The organism is Mesorhizobium monacense, from assembly GCF_056781675.1.
Genome location: NZ_CM165567.1, coordinates 2,265,498 through 2,285,227, shown reverse-complemented (window position 1 = coordinate 2,285,227; position 19,730 = coordinate 2,265,498). Strand labels below are relative to the sequence as shown.

The 19,730-nt window shown below is 62.9% G+C and carries 22 protein-coding genes; 5 read left to right on the top strand and 17 right to left on the bottom strand.

Annotation, left to right across the window (positions count from 1 at the left end; translation table 11 throughout):
• Window positions 1-4 precede the first annotated feature (4 nt).
• The 4 genes from AC1RUK_RS10950 to eno all read right to left on the bottom strand — a co-directional run bounded on the left by AC1RUK_RS10950 (window position 5) and on the right by eno (window position 4,366).
• A complete protein-coding gene (locus tag AC1RUK_RS10950) occupies window positions 5-1,390 on the bottom strand; it encodes a pyruvate dehydrogenase complex E1 component subunit beta (RefSeq protein ID WP_481835627.1) in 1,386 nt (461 codons plus the stop codon).
• A 14-nt stretch (window positions 1,391-1,404) separates the two neighbouring features.
• On the bottom strand, window positions 1,405-2,436 hold the full coding sequence (gene pdhA / locus AC1RUK_RS10945) for a pyruvate dehydrogenase (acetyl-transferring) E1 component subunit alpha (protein WP_436175088.1): 1,032 nt from the start codon (window positions 2,434-2,436) through the stop codon (window positions 1,405-1,407).
• A 195-nt stretch (window positions 2,437-2,631) separates the two neighbouring features.
• A complete protein-coding gene (locus AC1RUK_RS10940) occupies window positions 2,632-2,955 on the bottom strand; it encodes an FtsB family cell division protein (protein ID WP_436175089.1) in 324 nt (107 codons plus the stop codon).
• Window positions 2,956-3,091: 136 nt separating this feature from the next.
• The gene (gene eno, locus AC1RUK_RS10935; RefSeq protein ID WP_436175090.1) at window positions 3,092-4,366 is read right to left on the bottom strand and encodes a phosphopyruvate hydratase; all 1,275 of its coding nucleotides are present in this window, start codon (window positions 4,364-4,366) and stop codon (window positions 3,092-3,094) included.
• Window positions 4,367-4,565: 199 nt separating this feature from the next.
• Here eno and AC1RUK_RS10930 point away from each other — a divergent pair, with 199 nt between their 5' ends.
• Window positions 4,566-4,688 (top strand): hypothetical protein, encoded by a 123-nt coding sequence (locus AC1RUK_RS10930; RefSeq protein WP_481835628.1) that lies wholly within the window; start codon window positions 4,566-4,568, stop codon window positions 4,686-4,688.
• Window positions 4,689-4,758: 70 nt separating this feature from the next.
• Here the strand turns inward: AC1RUK_RS10930 and AC1RUK_RS10925 are convergent, their stop codons facing one another.
• From AC1RUK_RS10925 to AC1RUK_RS10900, 6 genes are all read right to left on the bottom strand, one after another.
• Window positions 4,759-5,124, bottom strand: coding sequence for a PRC-barrel domain-containing protein (locus AC1RUK_RS10925; RefSeq protein ID WP_481835629.1), 366 nt, complete (start codon window positions 5,122-5,124; stop codon window positions 4,759-4,761).
• Window positions 5,125-5,211: 87 nt separating this feature from the next.
• Window positions 5,212-5,415 (bottom strand): dodecin family protein, encoded by a 204-nt coding sequence (locus tag AC1RUK_RS10920; RefSeq protein ID WP_481835630.1) that lies wholly within the window; start codon window positions 5,413-5,415, stop codon window positions 5,212-5,214.
• 99 nt (window positions 5,416-5,514) lie between these two features.
• Window positions 5,515-6,348 carry a 3-deoxy-8-phosphooctulonate synthase gene (gene kdsA / locus AC1RUK_RS10915; RefSeq protein WP_481835631.1) on the bottom strand — a complete coding sequence of 278 codons (834 nt, stop codon included), beginning with the start codon at window positions 6,346-6,348 and terminating at the stop codon, window positions 5,515-5,517.
• Window positions 6,345-7,223: a VOC family protein gene (locus AC1RUK_RS10910; RefSeq protein WP_481835632.1), complete on the bottom strand. Its 879-nt coding sequence runs from the start codon at window positions 7,221-7,223 to the stop codon at window positions 6,345-6,347. Before AC1RUK_RS10910 ends, kdsA begins: the two co-directional genes overlap by 4 nt.
• A 290-nt stretch (window positions 7,224-7,513) precedes the next feature.
• Window positions 7,514-7,801, bottom strand: a complete 288-nt coding sequence (locus AC1RUK_RS10905; RefSeq protein ID WP_404282657.1) for a Dabb family protein — start codon at window positions 7,799-7,801, stop codon at window positions 7,514-7,516.
• A gap of 204 nt (window positions 7,802-8,005) precedes the next feature.
• Window positions 8,006-8,140 carry a hypothetical protein gene (locus AC1RUK_RS10900; protein WP_281034913.1) on the bottom strand — a complete coding sequence of 45 codons (135 nt, stop codon included), beginning with the start codon at window positions 8,138-8,140 and terminating at the stop codon, window positions 8,006-8,008.
• Between the two features lie 335 nt (window positions 8,141-8,475).
• On the opposite strand from AC1RUK_RS10900, the gene AC1RUK_RS10895 reads away from it, so the two are divergent.
• Together AC1RUK_RS10895 and AC1RUK_RS10890 are read left to right on the top strand one after the other, a co-directional pair.
• Complete coding sequence (locus tag AC1RUK_RS10895; protein WP_481835633.1) at window positions 8,476-9,747, top strand: class I SAM-dependent methyltransferase; 1,272 nt, start codon at window positions 8,476-8,478, stop codon at window positions 9,745-9,747.
• A gap of 52 nt (window positions 9,748-9,799) precedes the next feature.
• The gene (locus AC1RUK_RS10890) at window positions 9,800-10,195 is read left to right on the top strand and encodes a hypothetical protein (RefSeq protein WP_481840237.1); all 396 of its coding nucleotides are present in this window, start codon (window positions 9,800-9,802) and stop codon (window positions 10,193-10,195) included.
• 54 nt (window positions 10,196-10,249) lie between these two features.
• Here AC1RUK_RS10890 and AC1RUK_RS10885 read toward each other — a convergent pair whose 3' ends face one another.
• Together AC1RUK_RS10885 and AC1RUK_RS10880 are read right to left on the bottom strand one after the other, a co-directional pair.
• Window positions 10,250-12,229, bottom strand: a complete 1,980-nt coding sequence (locus tag AC1RUK_RS10885) for a bifunctional 2',3'-cyclic-nucleotide 2'-phosphodiesterase/3'-nucleotidase (protein WP_481835635.1) — start codon at window positions 12,227-12,229, stop codon at window positions 10,250-10,252.
• 138 nt (window positions 12,230-12,367) lie between these two features.
• Complete coding sequence (locus tag AC1RUK_RS10880) at window positions 12,368-13,633, bottom strand: NAD(P)/FAD-dependent oxidoreductase (protein ID WP_481835636.1); 1,266 nt, start codon at window positions 13,631-13,633, stop codon at window positions 12,368-12,370.
• 167 nt (window positions 13,634-13,800) lie between these two features.
• On the opposite strand from AC1RUK_RS10880, the gene AC1RUK_RS10875 reads away from it, so the two are divergent.
• The gene (locus AC1RUK_RS10875; protein ID WP_481835637.1) at window positions 13,801-14,460 is read left to right on the top strand and encodes a 5-formyltetrahydrofolate cyclo-ligase; all 660 of its coding nucleotides are present in this window, start codon (window positions 13,801-13,803) and stop codon (window positions 14,458-14,460) included.
• Between the two features lie 4 nt (window positions 14,461-14,464).
• Here AC1RUK_RS10875 and AC1RUK_RS10870 read toward each other — a convergent pair whose 3' ends face one another.
• A complete protein-coding gene (locus tag AC1RUK_RS10870; protein ID WP_006205413.1) occupies window positions 14,465-14,938 on the bottom strand; it encodes an Lrp/AsnC family transcriptional regulator in 474 nt (157 codons plus the stop codon).
• 212 nt (window positions 14,939-15,150) lie between these two features.
• On the opposite strand from AC1RUK_RS10870, the gene ald reads away from it, so the two are divergent.
• A complete protein-coding gene (ald, locus tag AC1RUK_RS10865; protein WP_192181186.1) occupies window positions 15,151-16,266 on the top strand; it encodes an alanine dehydrogenase in 1,116 nt (371 codons plus the stop codon).
• Between the two features lie 515 nt (window positions 16,267-16,781).
• Here ald and AC1RUK_RS10860 read toward each other — a convergent pair.
• The 4 genes from AC1RUK_RS10860 to sseA form a co-directional block, all read right to left on the bottom strand.
• Complete coding sequence (locus AC1RUK_RS10860) at window positions 16,782-17,249, bottom strand: DUF1203 domain-containing protein (protein ID WP_481835638.1); 468 nt, start codon at window positions 17,247-17,249, stop codon at window positions 16,782-16,784.
• 72 nt (window positions 17,250-17,321) lie between these two features.
• A complete protein-coding gene (gene dapB, locus AC1RUK_RS10855; protein WP_481835639.1) occupies window positions 17,322-18,128 on the bottom strand; it encodes a 4-hydroxy-tetrahydrodipicolinate reductase in 807 nt (268 codons plus the stop codon).
• A gap of 153 nt (window positions 18,129-18,281) precedes the next feature.
• Window positions 18,282-18,845, bottom strand: coding sequence for a GNAT family N-acetyltransferase (locus AC1RUK_RS10850; protein ID WP_481835640.1), 564 nt, complete (start codon window positions 18,843-18,845; stop codon window positions 18,282-18,284).
• A gap of 5 nt (window positions 18,846-18,850) precedes the next feature.
• Window positions 18,851-19,702: a 3-mercaptopyruvate sulfurtransferase gene (gene sseA / locus AC1RUK_RS10845; protein ID WP_481835641.1), complete on the bottom strand. Its 852-nt coding sequence runs from the start codon at window positions 19,700-19,702 to the stop codon at window positions 18,851-18,853.
• Between the last annotated feature and the right edge of the window lie 28 nt (window positions 19,703-19,730).

The window sequence follows — 19,730 nt, the reverse complement described above, 5'->3', positions numbered from 1 at the left end:
CGGCTCAGCGATACGTGACGGCTTTGACCGCCTCGACGACCTCGCCGATATTCGGCAATGCCAGCTTTTCGAGGTTCGCAGCATAAGGCATCGGCACGTCCTTGCCGGCGACGGTGATGACCGGCGCATCAAGGAAGTCGAAGGCGCGCTGCGACACCTGGTTGGCGATGTGGTCGCCGACCGAGCTCTGCGGGAAACCTTCCTCGACCACGATCAGACGGTTGGTCTTCTTCACCGAGGCGATGATCGTGTCCAAATCGAGCGGACGGATCGACCTCAGATCGATGATCTCGGCGTCGATGCCCATGCCGCGCAACTCGGCTTCCGCCTTGATCGCATAGGTCATGCCGATGCCGAACGAGACGATGGTGACGTCCTTGCCCTGCTTGTGGATCCGCGCCTTGCCGATCGGCAGCACGAAATCGTCGAGCTTCGGCACGTCGAAGGACTGGCCGTAGAGGATTTCGTTCTCGAGGAAGATGACCGGGTTCGGATCGCGGATCGCCGCCTTCAGCAGGCCCTTGGCATCGGCGGCCGTGTACGGCATCACCACCTTGAGGCCGGGAATGTGGCTGTACCAGGCGGCATAGCACTGCGAGTGCTGGGCAGCGACGCGGGCAGCCGCCCCATTCGGTCCGCGGAAGACGATCGGCGCGCCCATCTGGCCGCCGGACATGTAGAGCGTCTTGGCGGCGGAGTTGATGATCTGGTCGATCGCCTGCATGGCGAAGTTGAAGGTCATGAACTCGACGATCGGCTTCAGCCCGGCCATCGCAGCACCAGCACCGACGCCGGCAAAGCCATGCTCGGTGATCGGCGTGTCGACGACGCGGCGCGGCCCGAACTCCTGCAGCAGCCCTTGCGTGATCTTGTAGGCGCCCTGGTACTCGGCGACCTCTTCGCCCATGACGAAGACGTCGCCGTCGCGGCGCATTTCTTCGGCCATGGCATCGCGCAGCGCTTCGCGCACCGTGGTCGAGACCATCTCGGTGCCGGCCGGAATGTCCGGATCGGCGGCGATTTCAATCTTCGGTGCCGCCGCGACAGGCGCCGCGGCCTCGCTCATGGCCGCCGCAGGCGCAGGCGCCGCTGCTTCAGCCTTGGCAGTTTCTTCGCCGATGCCTTCGCCGGCCTCGTCGACATCTTCGCCATCAACCGCAAGCACGGCGATCACCGCGTTGACCTTGACGCCTTCGGTGCCGGCTGGAACCACGATCTTGGCGATCGTCCCTTCGTCGACCGCTTCGACTTCCATCGTCGCCTTGTCGGTTTCGATCTCGGCGATGACGTCGCCGGCGACCACCTTGTCGCCTTCGTTCTTCAACCACTTGGAAAGATTGCCCTCTTCCATGGTCGGCGAGAGAGCGGGCATGAGAATTTCGATCGGCATGTCCTTGCCCTCCCTTACAATACGATGTCGGTCCAGAGCTCGGACGGATCCGGCTCTGCGTCGTTCTGGGCAAAATCGGCTGCGTCGGCGACGATGTCGCGGACCTCCTTGTCGATGGACTTGAGCTCGTCCTCGCTTGCCCATTTCTTGTCGATCAGCCGCGCCTTGACCTGCTCGATCGGGTCATGCTCGGAGCGCATCTTCTGCACTTCTTCCTTGGAACGGTACTTCGCCGGGTCGGACATCGAGTGGCCGCGGTAACGGTAGGTCTGCATTTCCAGAATCAGCGGCCCGTTGCCGGCGCGGCACCATTCGGTCGCGAGGTCGGCGGCGGCCTTCACGGCGCGCACATCCATGCCGTCGACCTGAATGCCGGGGATCTTGAACGAGGCGCCGCGATGCGAGAAATCGGTCTCGGCCGACGAGCGCGACACCGAGGTGCCCATGGCATAACGGTTGTTCTCGATGATGAAGATCACCGGCAGCTTCCACAGCGAGGCCATGTTGAAGCTTTCATAGACCTGGCCCTGGTTGGCGGCGCCGTCGCCGAAATAGGTCAGCGACACATTCTTGTTTTCGCGATAGCGGTTGGCGAAGGCAAGCCCGGTGCCGAGCGACACCTGCGCACCGACAATGCCGTGGCCGCCGTAGAAATGCTTCTCCTTGGAGAACATGTGCATGGAGCCGCCCTTGCCCTTCGACAGGCCGCCGCGGCGGCCGGTCAATTCGGCCATGACGCCGCGCGGCGACAGTTCCATCGCCAGCATGTGGCCGTGGTCGCGATAGGCGGTGATCATCTGGTCGCCGTCGATCAGCGCCATCTTCATGCCGGTGACGACCGCTTCCTGGCCGATATAGAGGTGGCAGAACCCGCCGATGAACCCCATGCCGTAAAGCTGGCCGGCCTTTTCCTCGAAGCGGCGGATGAGCAGCATGTGCCGGTAGGCGGCAAGCTCCTCGTCCTTGGTGAAGTCGGCTGGCTTGGGGGCGGAAAGTCCCGATGATTTGACGGATTTGGCAGGCGCTTTTCTGGCGGCGGTGGCCATGCATCACTCCCTGTTGGCGTCTCTTTGCGGACATTAGAGCAAGATGAAATCTGCTCTGAGGGAGATCAGTTCTCCCCACCGATTTGAGCAAGGCTAACACGCGGGAAAGCGTTTCGCCATGCAGAAAAATGCATGGCTGTCATGCGTCTAAGCGATTAAAATCATTGCAAATATCAACGATTAACTGAAATCCAGTTATTTCGCTGAGGCCGGCAGCATGATGGTGATTTCGTCGGCATGGGAGACATTGAGCGCCTTGCGCGCCTGCTCGTCAAGCATGTCCTTCTCCAACGTGCCTTCATGCATCAGCTGGACACGGCGCTCGAGATCGACCCGGCGCGCCTTGATGGCATCGAGCTTGCCCTGCAGATCTGTCGCCTGGGCCTCGAGCTGGTACTTGGAGTAGATGCCGAACTCGCCGTGATAGGCGTGGAAGCCGAAATAGGCCAGAAACAGCACGCAGAGCGAGGGGATGATCAGCCGGCCGGTGTTTCTCTGCTTGTGCTGGCGTGTCCACATGGCGCTCGTCCTCTCAACGCCTCTTTCTCGCCGATTGTGCTTAATGGACGGTTACGGGCGGCCGGATTCGGCAGCCGCGAAAAACAAAAGGGCGGGAATGTTCCCGCCCTTGTCGTTACTGGATATGGTCCGGAGATCAGCTTTTCACGATCGACTTGCCGGCATAGCGCGCCTGCTTGCCGAGCTCTTCCTCGATGCGGATCAGCTGATTGTACTTGGCCATGCGGTCGGAGCGCGACAGCGAGCCGGTCTTGATCTGTCCGCAATTGGTGGCGACCGCCAGATCGGCGATGGTCGAATCCTCGGTTTCGCCCGAGCGGTGCGACATGACGGCGGTGTAGGCGGCCTTGTGCGCGGTCTCGACTGCGTCGAGCGTCTCGGTCAGCGAGCCGATCTGGTTGACCTTGACCAGGATCGAATTGGCGACGCCCATGCGGATGCCGTCGCGCAGCCGCGCCGTGTTGGTGACGAACAGATCGTCGCCGACGAGCTGCGTCTTCTTGCCGATCAGGTCTGTCAGGATCTTCCAGCCTTCCCAGTCGTCCTCGGAGAGGCCGTCCTCGATCGAGATGATCGGATAGTCGGCGGCGAGCTTGGCCAGGTATTTGGCCTGTGCCTTGGGATCGCGGGTCTTCTTCTCGCCTTCATAGACGTAGTTGCCATCCTTGAAGAACTCGGTCGCCGCGCAGTCGAGACCAAGCGCCACGTCCTCGCCCGGCTTGAAACCGGCCTGCTCGATCGATTCCATGATGAAATCGAGCGCCGACGGCGCGCTCTTCAGGTTGGGAGCGAAGCCGCCCTCGTCGCCGACATTGGTGTTGTGGCCGGCATCCTTCAGCTTCTTGCGCAGCGTGTGGAAGATCTCCGAGCCCCAGCGCACGCCGTCGCGCAGCGTCGGCGCGCCGATCGGCAGGATCATGAATTCCTGGAAGTCGATCGGATTGTCGGCATGGGCGCCGCCATTGATGATGTTCATCATCGGCACCGGCAGCAAATGCGCCTTCGCACCGCCGACATAGCGGTAGAGCGGCAGGCCGGCCGCTTCGGCGGCAGCCTTGGCAACGGCCAGCGACACGCCGAGGATGGCGTTGGCGCCGAGCCGGCTCTTGTTGGGTGTGCCGTCGAGCTCGATCATGGTCTGGTCGATGTGGATCTGGTTTTCGGCTTCCATGCCGCCGATCGCCTCGAACAGCTCGCCGTTGACGGCCTCGACCGCCTTGAGCACGCCCTTGCCGAGATAGCGGGGCCCGCCGTCGCGCAACTCGACCGCCTCATGGGCGCCGGTGGAAGCGCCTGACGGCACGGCGGCGCGGCCCATCGAGCCGTCTTCCAGCACCACGTCGACCTCGACGGTCGGATTTCCACGGCTGTCCAGGATTTCACGCCCGACAATGTCGATGATGGCGGTCATTTGCGATGTCCCCGATTGATCGATTGAAGCGTCGCGCCCCTCTTAGCCAAAGCGCTGCAAAAGGCAATCGGGCGGCTTGCAAATAGTGCCGCCACGTCGATTCACGAAGCGCAAATTTCTGTCATCATAAGTCATGCGCGGCGAACCGGTTTCTGGTCTATGATTCTGGCGCGCGGGGCGAAACAGGAGGAGTTTCGCCATGTCCCAGTTGAGCGGTATCGTGAGTTTGTTCCTGATCGCGGCGGCGTTCCTGACATCGTGCGACAGCCAGAAGCCACCGCAGGGCGCGGTGCCATTGTCGACCCTCAACGCAGCGGAGTAGGTTGTCTTCGCAAAAAGGGGCTCCCGCCATGCGGGGGCCTTTTCGATTCCGGCTGGGCTGGCCCAGCCGGTCAATGCCAGTAGGGATCGACCTTGTAATAGTCGTATGACGCATCGCGCGCCACCTCGCCGTCAGCGCCCGTCAGTTCGTTGATCGAATAGGCCGGCGCGGATTTCAGCTGTTCCTTGGAGAACGGCACCACGTAGCCGCCCTTGTTCTCGTCATAGTCGAGGCTCGCCCATGGAATGGCATGGTATTTCTCGCCGATGCCGAGAAATCCGCCAAAGCCGATTACCGCGAACATGATGCCGTTCGAGGTCTTGTCGAGCATGACGTCCTCGATGCTGCCGATATGCTTGCCTTCGGTGTTGTAGACCGACGTGCCGATGACCCGCGAAGCCGCAATGGCTTCCGTATGTCCCGTCTGGGTTGTCATGGTGTGCTCCTCTCTGTCTCTGCCACTATGCATTGACAATGAGGGCCGCTGACGAAGGTTCCCGACTTTTCTTCGGCGGGTGGAAGGCTAATCGGCGAGAATGAACGTGACCTTCATATTGACCCGGTACGCGGCGATCTTGCCGTCCTCGACGTCGATCTTCTGGTCCTGGATCCAGGCGCCCTCGACGTTCTTGAGGGTCTTTGCGGCGCGCGCAATTCCCTTCTCGATGGCGTCCTGAAAGCTCTTCTTGGACGACGATGTGATCTCTGTGACGCGGGCGACGGACATGGCTTCCTCCTGCCAGGGCGCTCAGTTGCAGGGCAAGCCTACAACCGGCTCTCTGCAACCACAAGCCGGCGCAGAATCAGGCAGGGCTGGCCATCAACATCAGTGCCCTTTCGCCACACGGTCGAACGCCATCAGCCTTTCGAGCAGCGCCGGCAGGTCCTTGAGCGGCACCATGTTGGGGCCGTCGGAGGGCGCATTGTCGGGGTCCTGATGCGTCTCGATGAACACACCGGCGACACCGACCGCAACCGCGGCGCGCGCCAGCGTCTCGACGAAGCGGCGATCGCCACCTGTGGATCCGCCCTGCCCGCCCGGCTGCTGCACCGAATGGGTGGCGTCGAAAATCACCGGCGCGCCGATCTCGGCCATGATCGGCAGCGAGCGCATGTCGGACACCAGCGTATTGTAGCCGAACGAGGCGCCGCGCTCGGTGACCAGCACATTGGCGTTGCCTGATCCCGTCACCTTGGCGACGACGTTCTTCATGTCCCATGGTGCCAGGAACTGGCCCTTCTTCACATTGACCACCTTGCCGGTCCTGGCTGCGGCGATCAGCAGATCGGTCTGCCGCGACAGGAAGGCCGGTATCTGCAGGATGTCGACATGCGGTGCGACCAGCGCGCACTGCTCTTCGGTGTGGATGTCGGTCAGCACCGGCAGCGAGAATTCCTTGCGCAGATCGTCGAACACCGGCAGCGCTGCCTCGAGCCCAGCGCCGCGCGTGCCGCCGAGCGAGGTGCGGTTGGCCTTGTCGTAGCTGGTCTTGTAGACGAGCCCGATGCCGAGCTTTTGCGTCAGTTCCTTGAGTGCCCCGGCCATGTCGAAAGCATGCTGGCGCGATTCAAGCTGGCATGGTCCGGCGATCAGCGACAACTGCGCTGTGTTGGCGAACACGACATTGCCGACGGTTACCGACGAATTGGGCTTGCTCATGGGGTCTCCCGAAAGATGAAGGCTGCGCCCTGCCCAGGCGCCGGCGGCACGACAATTTCATTGCCGCGTATGTTGTGTTCGACGGAGCCGGCTGCAAGCAGCCTCGCCACGGTGTCGGCACTGCGGACCGAAAGGACGATCGCCGCAAATCGAAGTCGCGACGGCGCTCCGGCCGGAATGCCGAAGCGGGTGGCAAAGGCGGCAGGATGCAGGATGGTCAGCGTTGCATCGGGCAACTCGAACACATCGTCATCCTTGTTCGCCGAGCCGGCGGCGATCGAGATCAGCCGGCGTTGCCCAGCAGGTGCGTCGCTAACCGCCACGATCTCGGCAATACCGGTGACGCCATTGCCATGGGCCTGCAGCGCGGTGCGATCGATTTTCGGTGAATTGATCCGCTCGCAGGCGAACAGGAACGCGTCCGTGGCCGCGTCGCCTGCAGCGAAGGCCAGTTTGAAGGACGCGGTGTCGCTCTTGCCGTTCACATCGGTGAAGGCCCGCGAAAAGCTCAGCTCGTTTCCCGCCGACAGGCCGGCTTCGACATAGCGCGCGTGGTCCGCATCGGCGTTGCTGGTGCCCACAACCAGGGCGGAGAAGCCTTCATTGCCAAGGCTGTGGCGATAGAGACGGTCGCGCGCGACGAAGACGTTACCTTCTGCGATCGCGCTCGCCGCTGCCTGTCCATCGCCGACCGCGAGCGGCTCCAGGTAGGTACCGTCGGCAAAGAAGACGCAGCAGTTTTCCGTGCCGAACGGATGGATGCCGGTCGGCGCCACGACAAAGCCAAGCGAGGCAAGCCGCGCCCGCGCGACATCGAGGCTCGCGGTCGGCAGCACAAGGTGGTCGAGCGGGTGAGCCGGGGGCGCTTTGGTCATGCGGGTGCGGTGTGCATCATTCCCGGGGCTGGTTCAAGAGCTTCACCTTGTGCAGCCCTGGCATCGGTTGCCGTCCCTGATCGCACTTGCAGTCACCGGGAAGCAACCCTAGGTCACAACCATGAAGAGAATCGTCCTCATGGCAATGGCGGTTGCGGCGATCGTGGTTGTCGCCGCGCTGGTGCTGAGCACGCGGCCGGGCGTCGACCCCGCGGAGACTTCCGCCGTCCAGACGGAATGAGACCGCTCATCCCATGCATTCGAGGGCATTGCCTGCAGCCTAAATTCGCTCAGGCAGCAACGACATCTGCCGAATAACGCAATTCGCGCAATGGTTTGACCCGGCTGGTCGTCTCGGCGTAGAGCGGATGCGCCTTGTAAGCGGCGAGTGCGGCGTCATCTTCGAATTCGGCATAGACGACCACGTCGATCGCATCCGACAGCGGATCGACCTTGGTGTTGAGGGTCACTTCAAAGAGGCTGGAATGCGGGATCTTGCCCAGCGCCATCAATCCGTCGCGCACGGCTTCCACATCCTCTTTGCGCCGGGCGCTGAAGAAAACGATATGCCGGATCAACCCAACCTCCTGATCGGTAAGCGCGGCTGTTTTGTGCGAGCGCAGCCGTCGCGTCAACCGGCAACGATGTCGCGCCAGGTCCTTTGGAATGCGGCTGTCGAAACTAGAGCATGATCCCGAAAAGTGGCGTCCGGTTTTCGGAAGAGACCATGCTCAAACAAAAAGATAGAGCCCCATCCCGATTCCATCGGGGTGGAACAGGCTCTAGGCTGCGCCGGTGACGTAGCGCACGATGCGCGACATCTCCCTGACCGTGTAGTCGAGGTAGCGGCCCTCATTGTAGAGGCCGTCCCAGATCAGGAAGAAGGTGAAGCCGACGATCACGATTACATAGCGCATGGCTAAAACTAACGCATATGGGTAGGCGCAACCATAGCGATTCCGATCGCCACGGACACTCTCCAGCGGATTTTTCGTAACCTCGGATTCGGTTGCCTGGCACTGCCTTGCTTGTCGCTTGCCTCTTGAAGTTCTCGTTGATGACGTGGAAGATTGTCGTGGGAATTCACAGGGAAGCGCGAAAACCCTTGAGGGGCGCGTTTTCATTCGAGCCCGCCCGCTGCCGAATCGGCAAGCGTCGAGATCGGGGAGCGGAGTTCGAGCCTGGCGAAGGAACCGCAAGAGGGTGGGAGCCGGCATATTGCGCCGGCTCTGCGGAAGTTCAGGGGCGTGACATGACCTACAGCGAACACAAGAGCGGTGGCCTGGGCGGCATGGCTCTCGGCGACGCGGTAAAGCTCGACGAGTTCAACTTCGCCGAGATCGTCAAGGGGCTGCCGGCCAAGGCACGCATGGTCCTGTCGGCCGCCATGAACCTGCCACGCGGCTCGCTCAAGGTCAGGATGCCGGACGGCCGCGCTGTCCTGGTCGGCGGCAAGGGGCCCGGCCCCGACGCCGAACTGGTGCTCAAGAACTGGCGCCTGCCCGGCCGCGCCTTTTCCGGCGGCACGATCGGCTTGGCCGAGTCCTACATGGACGGCGATTGGGAAAGCCCCGACGTCACCAGTTTCCTGGAGCTGTTTGTGGTCAACTCGGCCATAGGCGAACGTGTCGCCGGCGGCGCCAATTGGCTGATCAACACCGTCCAGCGCATCCGTCATTGGTTCAACGACAACACCCGCACCGGCTCGAAGCGCAACATTTCGGCGCATTACGATCTCGGCAACGCCTTTTACAAGCAATGGCTGGACCCGAGCATGACCTATTCGTCGGCACTCTACGCGACCGGCGCCAACGATTTGGAAAGCGCGCAAGCCGCCAAATACCGCGCGCTGGCCAAGGACACCGGCATCGGCAAAAAGGACCACGTGCTCGAGATCGGCTGCGGCTGGGGCGGCTTTGCCGAGTTCGCCGCGCGCGAGATCGGCTGCCGCGTCACTGGCCTGACCATCAGCCGCGAGCAGCACGATTTTGCGAGGGAGCGCATCCACAAGGCCGGGCTTGCCGACAAGGTCGAAATCAAGCTGCAGGACTATCGCGACGAGACCGGCACCTATGACCGCATCGCCTCGATCGAGATGTTCGAGGCGGTCGGCGAAAAATACTGGCCGGTGTTCTTCGCCAAGATGAAGGCCTGCCTGAGACCCGGCGGCACGGCGGGCCTGCAGATCATCACCATCAACGAGGATGCCTACGACACCTATCGCGCCCGCCCGGACTTCATCCAGCGCTACGTCTTCCCGGGCGGCATGCTGCCAACGCCGTCGATCCTGAAATCGTTGGGAAGAGACCATGGCCTCGCCCATCTGCGCGAGCGCGTCTTCCCGGACGACTATGCCCGCACGCTCGCCGAATGGCGCCAGCGTTTCTGGGGATCCTGGGAAAAGATCGTGCCGCTCGGTTTCGACGACCGCTTCAAGAAGCTTTGGGAATTCTACCTGCACTATTGCGAAGCCGGCTTCCGCGCCAGCTATATCGACGTCCGCCAGGTGGTCTACAGGGCCTGATGCGCCACCAAGAGGGGGGAACGCATGAGCACAAATTGCTCATGCGAACGTGATGAAACCGCGATCGGACCCCGGGCGTTTCCTGCTGTCCGCCGCTTGGCACTGCATCATGTCAAAAACGAGCGCGGAGCATCCTTGGCAACAGGAGGCTTCCCTGAACCGAAACCAGACCGCCGCCGGGCTGTTGCTCGCCGTGATATCGGCAAGCACAGCTCAGGCGAAATCATCCATCCCCACAGTCACCAACGACCCGCTGGGTGCGAACACCACCGCCACCCTCACACCTGGAATCAGCGACCTCATCAACAACACGCCCACATCGTCCATCCCGGCGATCCATCACCCGAGAGGCATGACGCCCTTGACCGTTCCCAATGATCCGTTGGGCGATTCCATCCAGCCCGCGTTCCCTGGACCGGTCACCGCTCCCGCGACCGGCTCGCCCTAGATTGGCCGCCGGTTGGCGGCCCCAGCCGGGCAACAAGCTGAGCGCGACCCTGCTTCAAAGAGCGATGCGGTACTTTGCAAACCCCGCTTCGCCCTCGCCTGCGGGCTCGATCTTCAGGGATTTCACCTTGGCGATGAAATCCTTCGCCTTGGGTCCGGTCTCGAACACGACGCTGGTTCCCGACAGCGGCGCGAACGACCAGTTGTTATCAGCGGATGGGTTTATCGTACCTTCGCTGATTATGTAGCGCACGATCACGTCGCGATTGGTGTCCGGCGCCTCATAGATGATCTTCGAGGCATTGATATCGGGGAAATTGCCCCCACCGCCGGCGCGGTAATTGTTGGTCGCAACGACGAATTTCGCTGCGGGATCAATTGGCTTGCCGTCGAACATCAGATCGACGATGCGGTTCGAGCCGGCATTCGCCAGACCACCCTTGGCATCGTATTTCGGCGGCTGCGAGAGGTCTATCTTGTAACTGACACCGTCGATAACGTCGAAATTGTAGGAGGGGAAATCGGTGTTGATCAGCGGCTCGTCCGCTTTGCCCGCCTCAATCCGGTTGAAGATACCGGCCGACATCTCCAGCCATTCCTTGACTTGTGCGCCGGTGATTTCAACCGCCCGCACGGTGTTCGGATAGAGATAGAGATCGGCGACATTCTTGATAGCGATGTCGCCCACCGGCACGTCGGTATAGTAGTCGGCGCCGCTGCGCCCACCGGCCTTGAAGGGAGCCGCGGCCGACAGCAACGACACGTCCTTCCATTGCGTGCTCTTGAGGATGTCCTTGAGGTACCAGCTCTGCGCCTGATTCACGATCTGCACCGACGGATCGTCAGCGACTAACGCGAAATAGGAATAGAGCGGCGCCGACGTCTTGCCGACCGGACGGCGCACATAGGCCAGCGTCGCCTCATGATCCTGTTCCAGTGCGGCAATGATGCGCTTGTCGTCGCCGACCGTCGCCTTGTTCTTGTTGTCGACCCGCTCGTAGATCGGCCGCGCCTCGGAGGTCGCCGAAACGACCCGCCATTTCGAGCCGTCGCGCTCCAGAAGCAGGTCGATCAGGCCCATATGCGACCCCCAGAACCCGCCCATCACGGCAGGCTTGCCCTGTAGTGTGCCCTTTTGCGTGTCGACGGCCTCAAGCGATTGAAAATCCTTCTTGCCGGGGAAGACGAGATGCTGGTGACCGGTGAAGACCGCATCGATGCCTTCGACGCCGGCTACGAAGAAGGAAGCATTTTCCATCATGTCGCCTTGCTTGACGTCGATGCCGGAATGCGAAAGCGCAATCACGATGTCGGCGCCCTGCTCCTTGATCTCGGGCACCCAGGCCTTGGCCGCTTCGACGATATCGCGCGTCTTGACGTTGCCTTCGAGGTTTTTCAGATCCCAGACCATGATCTGCGGCGGCACGAAGCCGATGATGCCGATCTTGATCGGCTGCTCGGCGCCCGACCCGTCCCTGATCTTCTTGTCGAGGATCACGTATGGCTTGAGGTAGAGCTTGTCGTCCCGCGGATTGGTAGCGAGCTGGGTGCCGCGGATCAGGTTCGCGCAGACAAGCGGAAAATTGGCGCCGGCCAACACCTTGTCCAGGAACGACAGGCCGTAGTTGAACTCGTGGTTGCCGAGCGTCGAGCATTCGTAGCCAAGCAGGTTCATGCCCTTCATGATCGGATGAAGGTCGCCGTCCTTCATGCCCTTCTCATAGGCGATGTAGTCGCCCATCGGATTGCCCTGCAAAAGGTCGCCATTATCGATCAGCATCGAGTTGACCGCTTCCTTGCGCACCGCATCGATCAGCGAAGCCGTCCGCGACAGGCCCATCGTGTCGTTTGCTTTGTCGGCGTAGTAATCATAGGGCAGCACGTTCACATGGATGTCGGTCGTCTCCATGATCCTGAGATGCGCCTGGTTGGCTTGGGCGCGGGCTGAGAACGGGTGCAGCATGATCAGCGCCCCGGTTGCGGCGGCGCCCGCCAGCAACGAGCGGCGGGAGACAGGGTGGAGCAGTTGGGACATTGTTTTTTCCTGTTTCGACAATGCGACAAGCCCTGCCCGAAGCAAAAGCTTCGCGCTGAAATCCGGCCATGTCCATCGGGAATCCAGTCGATCAGCAAAAGGTGACGGGCGGATGAAACGTCTTCGCGCCAAGCAAGGTCAGCCCTTGTCGTCATCGCCCTGGGTGATCAGCCGCGCACTGCGCTGCCCGGTCGCATAGATCCATAGCCAGCTAAGCGACACCGCCAGCCGGTTGCGAAAGCCAATCAGGAAATAGATGTGGGCGATGCCCCACAGCCACCAGGCGGGCCAGCCGGTAAGCTTGATCCAGCCGAAATCGATGACCGCGGCGCGCTTGCCGATCGTCGCCAGATCGCCGTCATGCTTGTAGCGGAACGGCCTCGGCGCCGTGTCGCCGGCAAGCCTGGCCTTGATGGTCGCGGCGACATGCCATCCCGCCTGCTTGGCGGCCGGGGCTACGCCGGGCACCGGCCTGCCGTCAGGCCGCAGGACATGTGCCGCGTCGCCGATGACAAAAATCTCCGGGCTGCCCGCCACGGTGAGGTCGGGCTCGACGAGCACCCTGCCCGCGCGATCCGCCGCCGCCCCCAGCCATTCGGCGGCCGGCGACGCCGCAACGCCTGCCGCCCACAGGATTGTCCGGGCCGGCAGGACTGTGCCGCCGAAGACGACGACCTCGGCGTCGCAGCGTGTCACCGCGCGGCCGAGTTCCACCTCGACGCCGAGTCGCTCGAGCGCCTTCCTTGCATAATCCGAGAGCTGAGGTTCGAAATTGGCAAGGATCCGGTCGCCGGCCTCGATCAGCACCACACGCGTCTGGCGCGTGTCGATGTTGCGGAACTCGCCGCGCAGCGTGTCGCGCGCGAGTTCCGCAATAGTCCCGGCCAGTTCCACGCCGGTCGGCCCGCCGCCGACGATTGCCAGCGTCAGCAGCGCCTTTCGCTTTTCGGGATCGGTTTCCCGCTCGGCCTGCTCGAAGGCCAGAAGGACGCGCCGCCGGATGGTGGTCGCGTCCTCGAGCGTCTTCAGCCCCGGCGCAAAAGGCTCCCATTCGTCATGGCCGAAATAGGCGTGGCGGGCACCGGTGGCGAGCACCAGCGTGTCGTAGGCGACCGCGCTGCCATCGTCGAGCAGCACACGCTTGCCGGCACGGTCGACGCCGCTGACATTGGCGAGCAGCGTCGTCACGTCCTTGCGCTTGCGCAACAGATGGCGGATCGGCCAGGCAACCTCCGAGGTCGCTAGCGCCGTGGTCGCCACCTGATAGAGCAGCGGCTGGAAAAGATGGTGGTTGCGCTTGTCGATCATGGTGATGCGCACCGGCACACCCGACAGCGCACGGGTGAATTCGAGGCCGCCGAACCCCGCGCCGACAACGACGACATGATGGCTGGCTTCGTTCATCTCATTCACCCCATGGGCGCGTAAATTCACCAGCTTCGATATAGGTATTTTTGTGCACTGCAACAATGTCCCGACTGCCCGGGACTCGCCGCTCGATGTCGTGAATGCACATGCCGGCCGGTTCATGCGGGGTATAGCCTCACCGGACTGGATGACGGGAATGAAGCATGGCTAACGATCGTGACGGCGAAGATCCGGCGCAGTATTCCTCGCCGCCCTGCTTCATGCATGAGCTCGATCCCGAGTTCCGCACGCCGCCCACCGAATGGACCGATGTGCGACGCTGGCGCAAGGCCGAGCGCGAGCGGCTGATCGCGGCGCGGCTGGCGGTTTCCGCCGACGCACGAACGGCAATGTCGCAGCGCATAGCCGCAGGCCTCGACGCGCTGATCGGCGACATTGCCGGCCGCCTGGTCAGCCTCTATTGGCCGTTTCGCGGAGAGCCGGATCTGCGCCCATGGATGGTATCCATCAACGAGCGCGGCGGCCGCACGGCTCTGCCCGTCGTCATCGAGAAGGGGCAGCCGCTGGTGTTTCGCGCCTATGTCCCTGGCGATCGGCTGGAGAAAGGCGTCTGGAACATCCCGATCCCGGCCGAAGGCGATCCGGTGCTGCCCGCCATCGTCATCTCGCCGATCGTCGGCATCGATCCCCGGAACTATCGCCTGGGTTACGGCGGCGGTTTCTTCGACCGCACCCTGGCCGCGATGCCGTTCAAGCCTTTGGTCATCGGCGTCGGCTACGAACTGCAGCGCATCGCCACGATTTACCCGCAACCACACGACATCCCGATGGACCAGGTGGTGACGGAGACCGCCAGAATTTAGCAGCCTAAGCCATTTCAGGCCTCAGCCCCACGGTCGTCCGGTCGACGATCTCGCGCAAGGCGAAGGACGAATTGATCTTCGTCACATGCGGCATGGCCGACAGCCATTCCTTGTGGATGCGCTCGTAGTCGACGAGATCCTTTGCCGCGATGCGCAGTATATAGTCGTACTCGCCTGACATCAGGTGGCAGGAAAGTACATTCGGGCAGCGCTTGATCGCGGCTTCGAAATCCGACAGCGTCTTCTCGAATTGCCCCGACAGCGATATATGCACGATCGCCGTCATCTGGTGGCCGAGTGCTGCATTGGAGAGCCGGGCATGATAGCCGCGGATGGTTCCGGATTTCTCCAGATTGTCCAGCCGCCGTGAACAGGCCGACTGCGACAGGCCGACCTTCTCGGCGAGCGCGGCGTTGGGTATCCGCCCATCCTTCTGCAATGTCTCCAGAATGGCGATATCAATCCTGTCGAGCGGCATTCTTCGGGATTCCTTCGAAAATCCTGATATTTCGCGCAACAATTATCGAAGCATGCCGGTTAGCGCAAGCGCATTCGCAAACACCTGCGCAACGATTCATGGTTCACTGGGTTCAATGCATGTCGCCCAAAAGTGTTCAGCGGTTTTGGGCGTAACGACATGCACGAAAACAACAGGGAACGCGCCCTTAAGGGCCGGATCAGGAGAAGAAAATGCGCGTCGGCTGCCCCAAGGAAATCAAGAACCACGAGTACCGCGTCGGCCTGACGCCGGGCTCGGTCCGCGAATATGTCGCGCATGGCCATGAAGTGCTGGTCGAGACCGGCGCCGGTGCCGGCATCGGCGCCGACGACAACGCCTACCGCGCCGCCGGCGCCACCATCGCCAAGACGGCCGCCGACGTGTTCGCCAAGTCGGACATGATCGTCAAGGTCAAGGAGCCGCAGCCCAACGAGTGGGTCCAGCTACGCGACGGCCAGATCCTCTACACCTATCTTCACCTGGCTCCGGATCCGGAGCAGACCAAGGGCCTGCTCGCCTCCGGCGTCACGGCAATCGCCTATGAGACCGTCACCGACGATCGCGGCGGCCTGCCGCTGCTGGCGCCGATGTCGGAAGTGGCCGGCCGCCTGTCGATCCAGGCCGGCGCCACCGCGCTGCAGAAGGCCAATGGCGGCCGCGGCGTGCTGCTCGGCGGCGTGCCCGGCGTGCTGCCCGGCAAGGTCACCGTGCTCGGCGGCGGCGTCGTCGGCCTGCATGCCGCCAGGATGGCGGTCGGCCTCGGCGCCGACGTCACCATCATCGATCGCTCCATCCCGCGCCTGCGCCAGCTCGACGACCTGTTCGCCGGCCGCGTCCATACCCGCTACTCGACCGTCGAAGCGCTGGAAGAGGAATGCTTCTCGGCCGACATCGTTGTCGGCGCCGTGTTGATCCCGGGTGCTGCGGCGCCCAAGCTGGTGACGCGCGAAATGCTCTCCGGCATGAAGAAGGGTTCGGTGCTGGTCGACGTCGCCATCGATCAGGGCGGCTGCTTCGAGACCTCGCACGCCACCACCCATGCCGAGCCGACCTACGAGGTCGACGGTGTGATCCACTACTGCGTCGCCAACATGCCGGGCGCGGTGCCGGTCACCTCGGCGCACGCGCTCAACAACGCGACGCTGCACTACGGCCTGCAGCTTGCCGACAAGGGTCTGAAGGCGCTGGTCGACGACCACCATCTGCGCAATGGCCTCAACGTCCACAAGGGCAAGATCACCAACCGTGCGGTGGCCGAAGCGCTCGGCTACGAGCTGGTCGAGCCGAAGGCAGTGCTCGCCGCCTAGAGCAATTTCAGGAAAAGTGCGCAGCGGTTTTCCGTCCGGAATTGCGCAAAAACAAAGAGTTAGAGCGGATCGGCGACCCTGAACCGCTCTAGCACGCCAGCAAGAGCGTCCTCCCGTCTCGCCCGCCGGTTCGTTCCGACGGGCTTTTTCTTGCCGGCAAAAGCGCGCAACAAAAAAGCGGAGCCAAAGCCCCGCTTCCTCGATGTCGAGATGTGCCGCCGGTCCATCCGCGGTCGGCAATCGATCGACGACTACCCTTTAGCGCGCTTATGCGACGGGAGTACGACAGCCGTCACCAACATCGCGCACCACCGCCGTGACCAAACACGCCCTGTGTGAAGCACTTCACATTCAGCGTTCGAAAACTATGCCTACACAGGTGTCGTTCCCTGACGACTCGAGCCGCCTCCCAAACGCCGGCGATTACCAGGCTTTGCCGGCGGCTTCGGCCGCAGCTTCTGTCATACGATTCCCAACCGCCCGCCAGATCATCGGCGGGCGTCTTTTTACGCACCTCAGGCGCGTTCGATCCGGCACTGGTAGCAATTGTTGCGCGCCGAGCGGACGTGGACGTAAGCGATGTCGTCGCGCTCGAACAGCGCCTCGGCGCGTGCCGCGATGGCTGCCGTCGGGATGACGCCGCCGCTGCCATAGACAATGCGGTCGTCCCGACCATAGCCGCGCACGATATAGTCGCTGCTTTCCAGCATGTCGGGCAGCGCCTCGGCCTCGGCCGCGCGTTCGCATTCGCCGGCATGCAGGAAGATCGGCCCGGTCTCGGCGTAGGGCTGCAGTTCCGGAAACGGCCGGTAGGCCAGGATCAGATAGGCATCGCCGGCGGCGACATTCCTGAGGCAATGGCGGCACGGCACGCCGTCGCCGTCGGAAATGCTTTGCTCGGGCTTGCGGCCATAGGCGTCCGCCCCGCCGCGCTGCAAGGCTCTCACATCTTCGGTCGGCAAGGCTTTGAACTGGATGGTCATGGCGAAGTCTCCGGTGTCGTGACCGGAAATTATGCTGTGGTCTGAGCTCGTCCCACCCGATTCCTGCCAACCTCAATCCATAAGGGCGTCGAGCCCACGCATCAGTCCGATGACTTCCGGAACCCGCCGGACGGCGAGCAGCGTGCCGGCGACATAGGGTGCTGCGGACGAGCCGGCGTCATGGCGGATGGTCAGCCGCTCATCAGGCAGGCCGAACAGTGCTTCGCAGGACAGGATGTAGGACGGCAGACGCAGCGCATGCACCTGGACCCCCTCGGCCGCGCCGACCGCGGCACCCCGTGTTCCCGGCACACCTGACACTTCCGACACGGGCCGCGCAGTCGAGGCCTTGCGGATGTCAGCCAGCGCTTCGGCCAGCTCGCGCGCCGTGCCTGAGGGCGCATCGGGCTTCCTGGCGCTGGCATAGTCGATGACCTCGACATCAGGCACATATTTCGCCGCCATCAGGGCGAAGCGTTTCATCAGCGTGGCGGTGATCGAAAAATTGCCGGCCGCGATGACGCCGACCCGGTTGGCGCGCGCAGCCGCATCGATGTCGGCATAGTCGGCGGCTCCGAGCCCGGATGTGCCGATGACCACGTGCCGTCCCTTCTCGATGGCGAGCAGCACGTGGTCCTTCACCACATCCGGCTTGGTGTAATCGACCAGCACGTCGGACGGCGCCTGCAGCGCCTGCGCCAACGAAGCGGCAGCGATAACGCCATTGGCCGGCACACCGACCAACAGGCCGGAATCCTGTCCTGCGCCGCTGCGCGACACCGCACCGGAGAGCTGCATGTCGGCCTGCGCCGCGATCGCCGGCACCAGTGCCTTGCCGACCCAGCCCGTCGCGCCTGCCATCACCACCCGTATCGTCATGATCCGATCCTCCATTGGCCCCTAGACGATCAGCGATATGGAAAGAGCCCGGCTCGTTCAAGCCGGGCTCTTTCCAGTATTGCTCCAAAATTTTGGTCAGGCTCAGCGGATGAAATCGTCGAAACGACGCAGCGTCACCCGGCGATTGGGCAGCTACGGCCGCATGACGCTGGCCGAGCGCTCGGCGAAGGTCATCGGATGCACGATCTCCTTCTTTTGCGCCACCGGCGCAAAGCCGAGTTTCTGGTAGAGCGGCAAGGCCGCGGGATGGTCGAGTGTGCAGGTCTGCACCGTCACCCGCTTCGGTCCGTAGGACCAAGCGGCGGCGATCGCCGCGCCCAGGAACCAGCGGCCAATGCCTTGCCCGGTGGCGTGCTCCATCATGCCGAAATAGGCGAGCTCGACTTCTTCCGGCAGATGCGGCTTGAGGTCGAAGAAACCGGCCGGCGCGCCGTCGAGATAAAGCACCCTGATGTCGCGGTCTTCGCGATGCAGACCGGCCGAAAGCTCCTCATCGTCCAGCCGCAGCACATTGACCCAGTGCCATTTCCGCCCCACCCGATCCATCAGGTAGCGGTAGAAATGCAGTGGAATATCCTTGGTTTTCAGCAGCGCGATCTGGCGGTTGTACGGCACCGGCGGCGAGTAGGCTGGCGGCACATGCATTTCGAGAAACGTCACCGTGACGTCGATGTCTTCCAGCGCTCCGTTTTCCATCACCGTCATTCCTTGCCCGTCACCACCGGCGTATCGCCAAGCCCGCCCCATTCGGTCCACGAACCGTCGTAAAGCCTGTTGTCGGCATGGCCAAGCGTCTCCAGCGCCAGCGAGATCGCCGCCGCAGTGATGCCCGAGCCGCATGACGTGACGACCGGCTTCGACAGATCGATGCCGGCATCCTCGATCACCTTGCGCAGGCGATCCTTGGGCAGCAATTCGCCGTTCTCGGCGAGTGCCGTAACCGGGACATTGCGCGCGCCAGGCATATGGCCGGAACGGACGCCGGCGCGAGGTTCAGGCTCGGTACCGGCGAAACGGCCGGCAGAGCGCGCGTCGGCGATCTGGCTTTCTCGTTTGTCGACGATGTGGCGCATCTCGGCGAGGCTGACGACGCGACCTGCATCGAAATCGGCGTGGAAGATGCAAGGTGCTATCTTCGTCCGCTCCGCCGTCACCGGGCGACCCTCCGCCTTCCAACGGTCGAAGCCGCCGCTCAGGATATAGACCTGGAAGACACCCATGACCCGGAACATCCACCAGCCGCGCGGCGCCGAAAAATAGCCGGGGCCGTCATAGACCACGATCGTATCGTCGGCCGAAACGCCCATGCCGCCAACATATTGCGCGAAATTCTGCGGCGACGGCAGCGTATGCGGCAGGCCGGACTCCGGGTCCGAGATCGCATCCTGGTCGAGAAACCGCGCACCTGGAATATGTGCCGCCTCGTATTCGGCGCGCGCGTCGCGCTTCTGCGCCGGAAGGTACCAGGACGCATCGATGATCGTCAGGCCCGGCTCCCCCAGGCGCTGCTGCAGCCAGTCCGCGTCGACGATGAAAGGACTGTCCTCGGCCATTCTTTTTCTCCTGCTCGCCTGTGGCAGC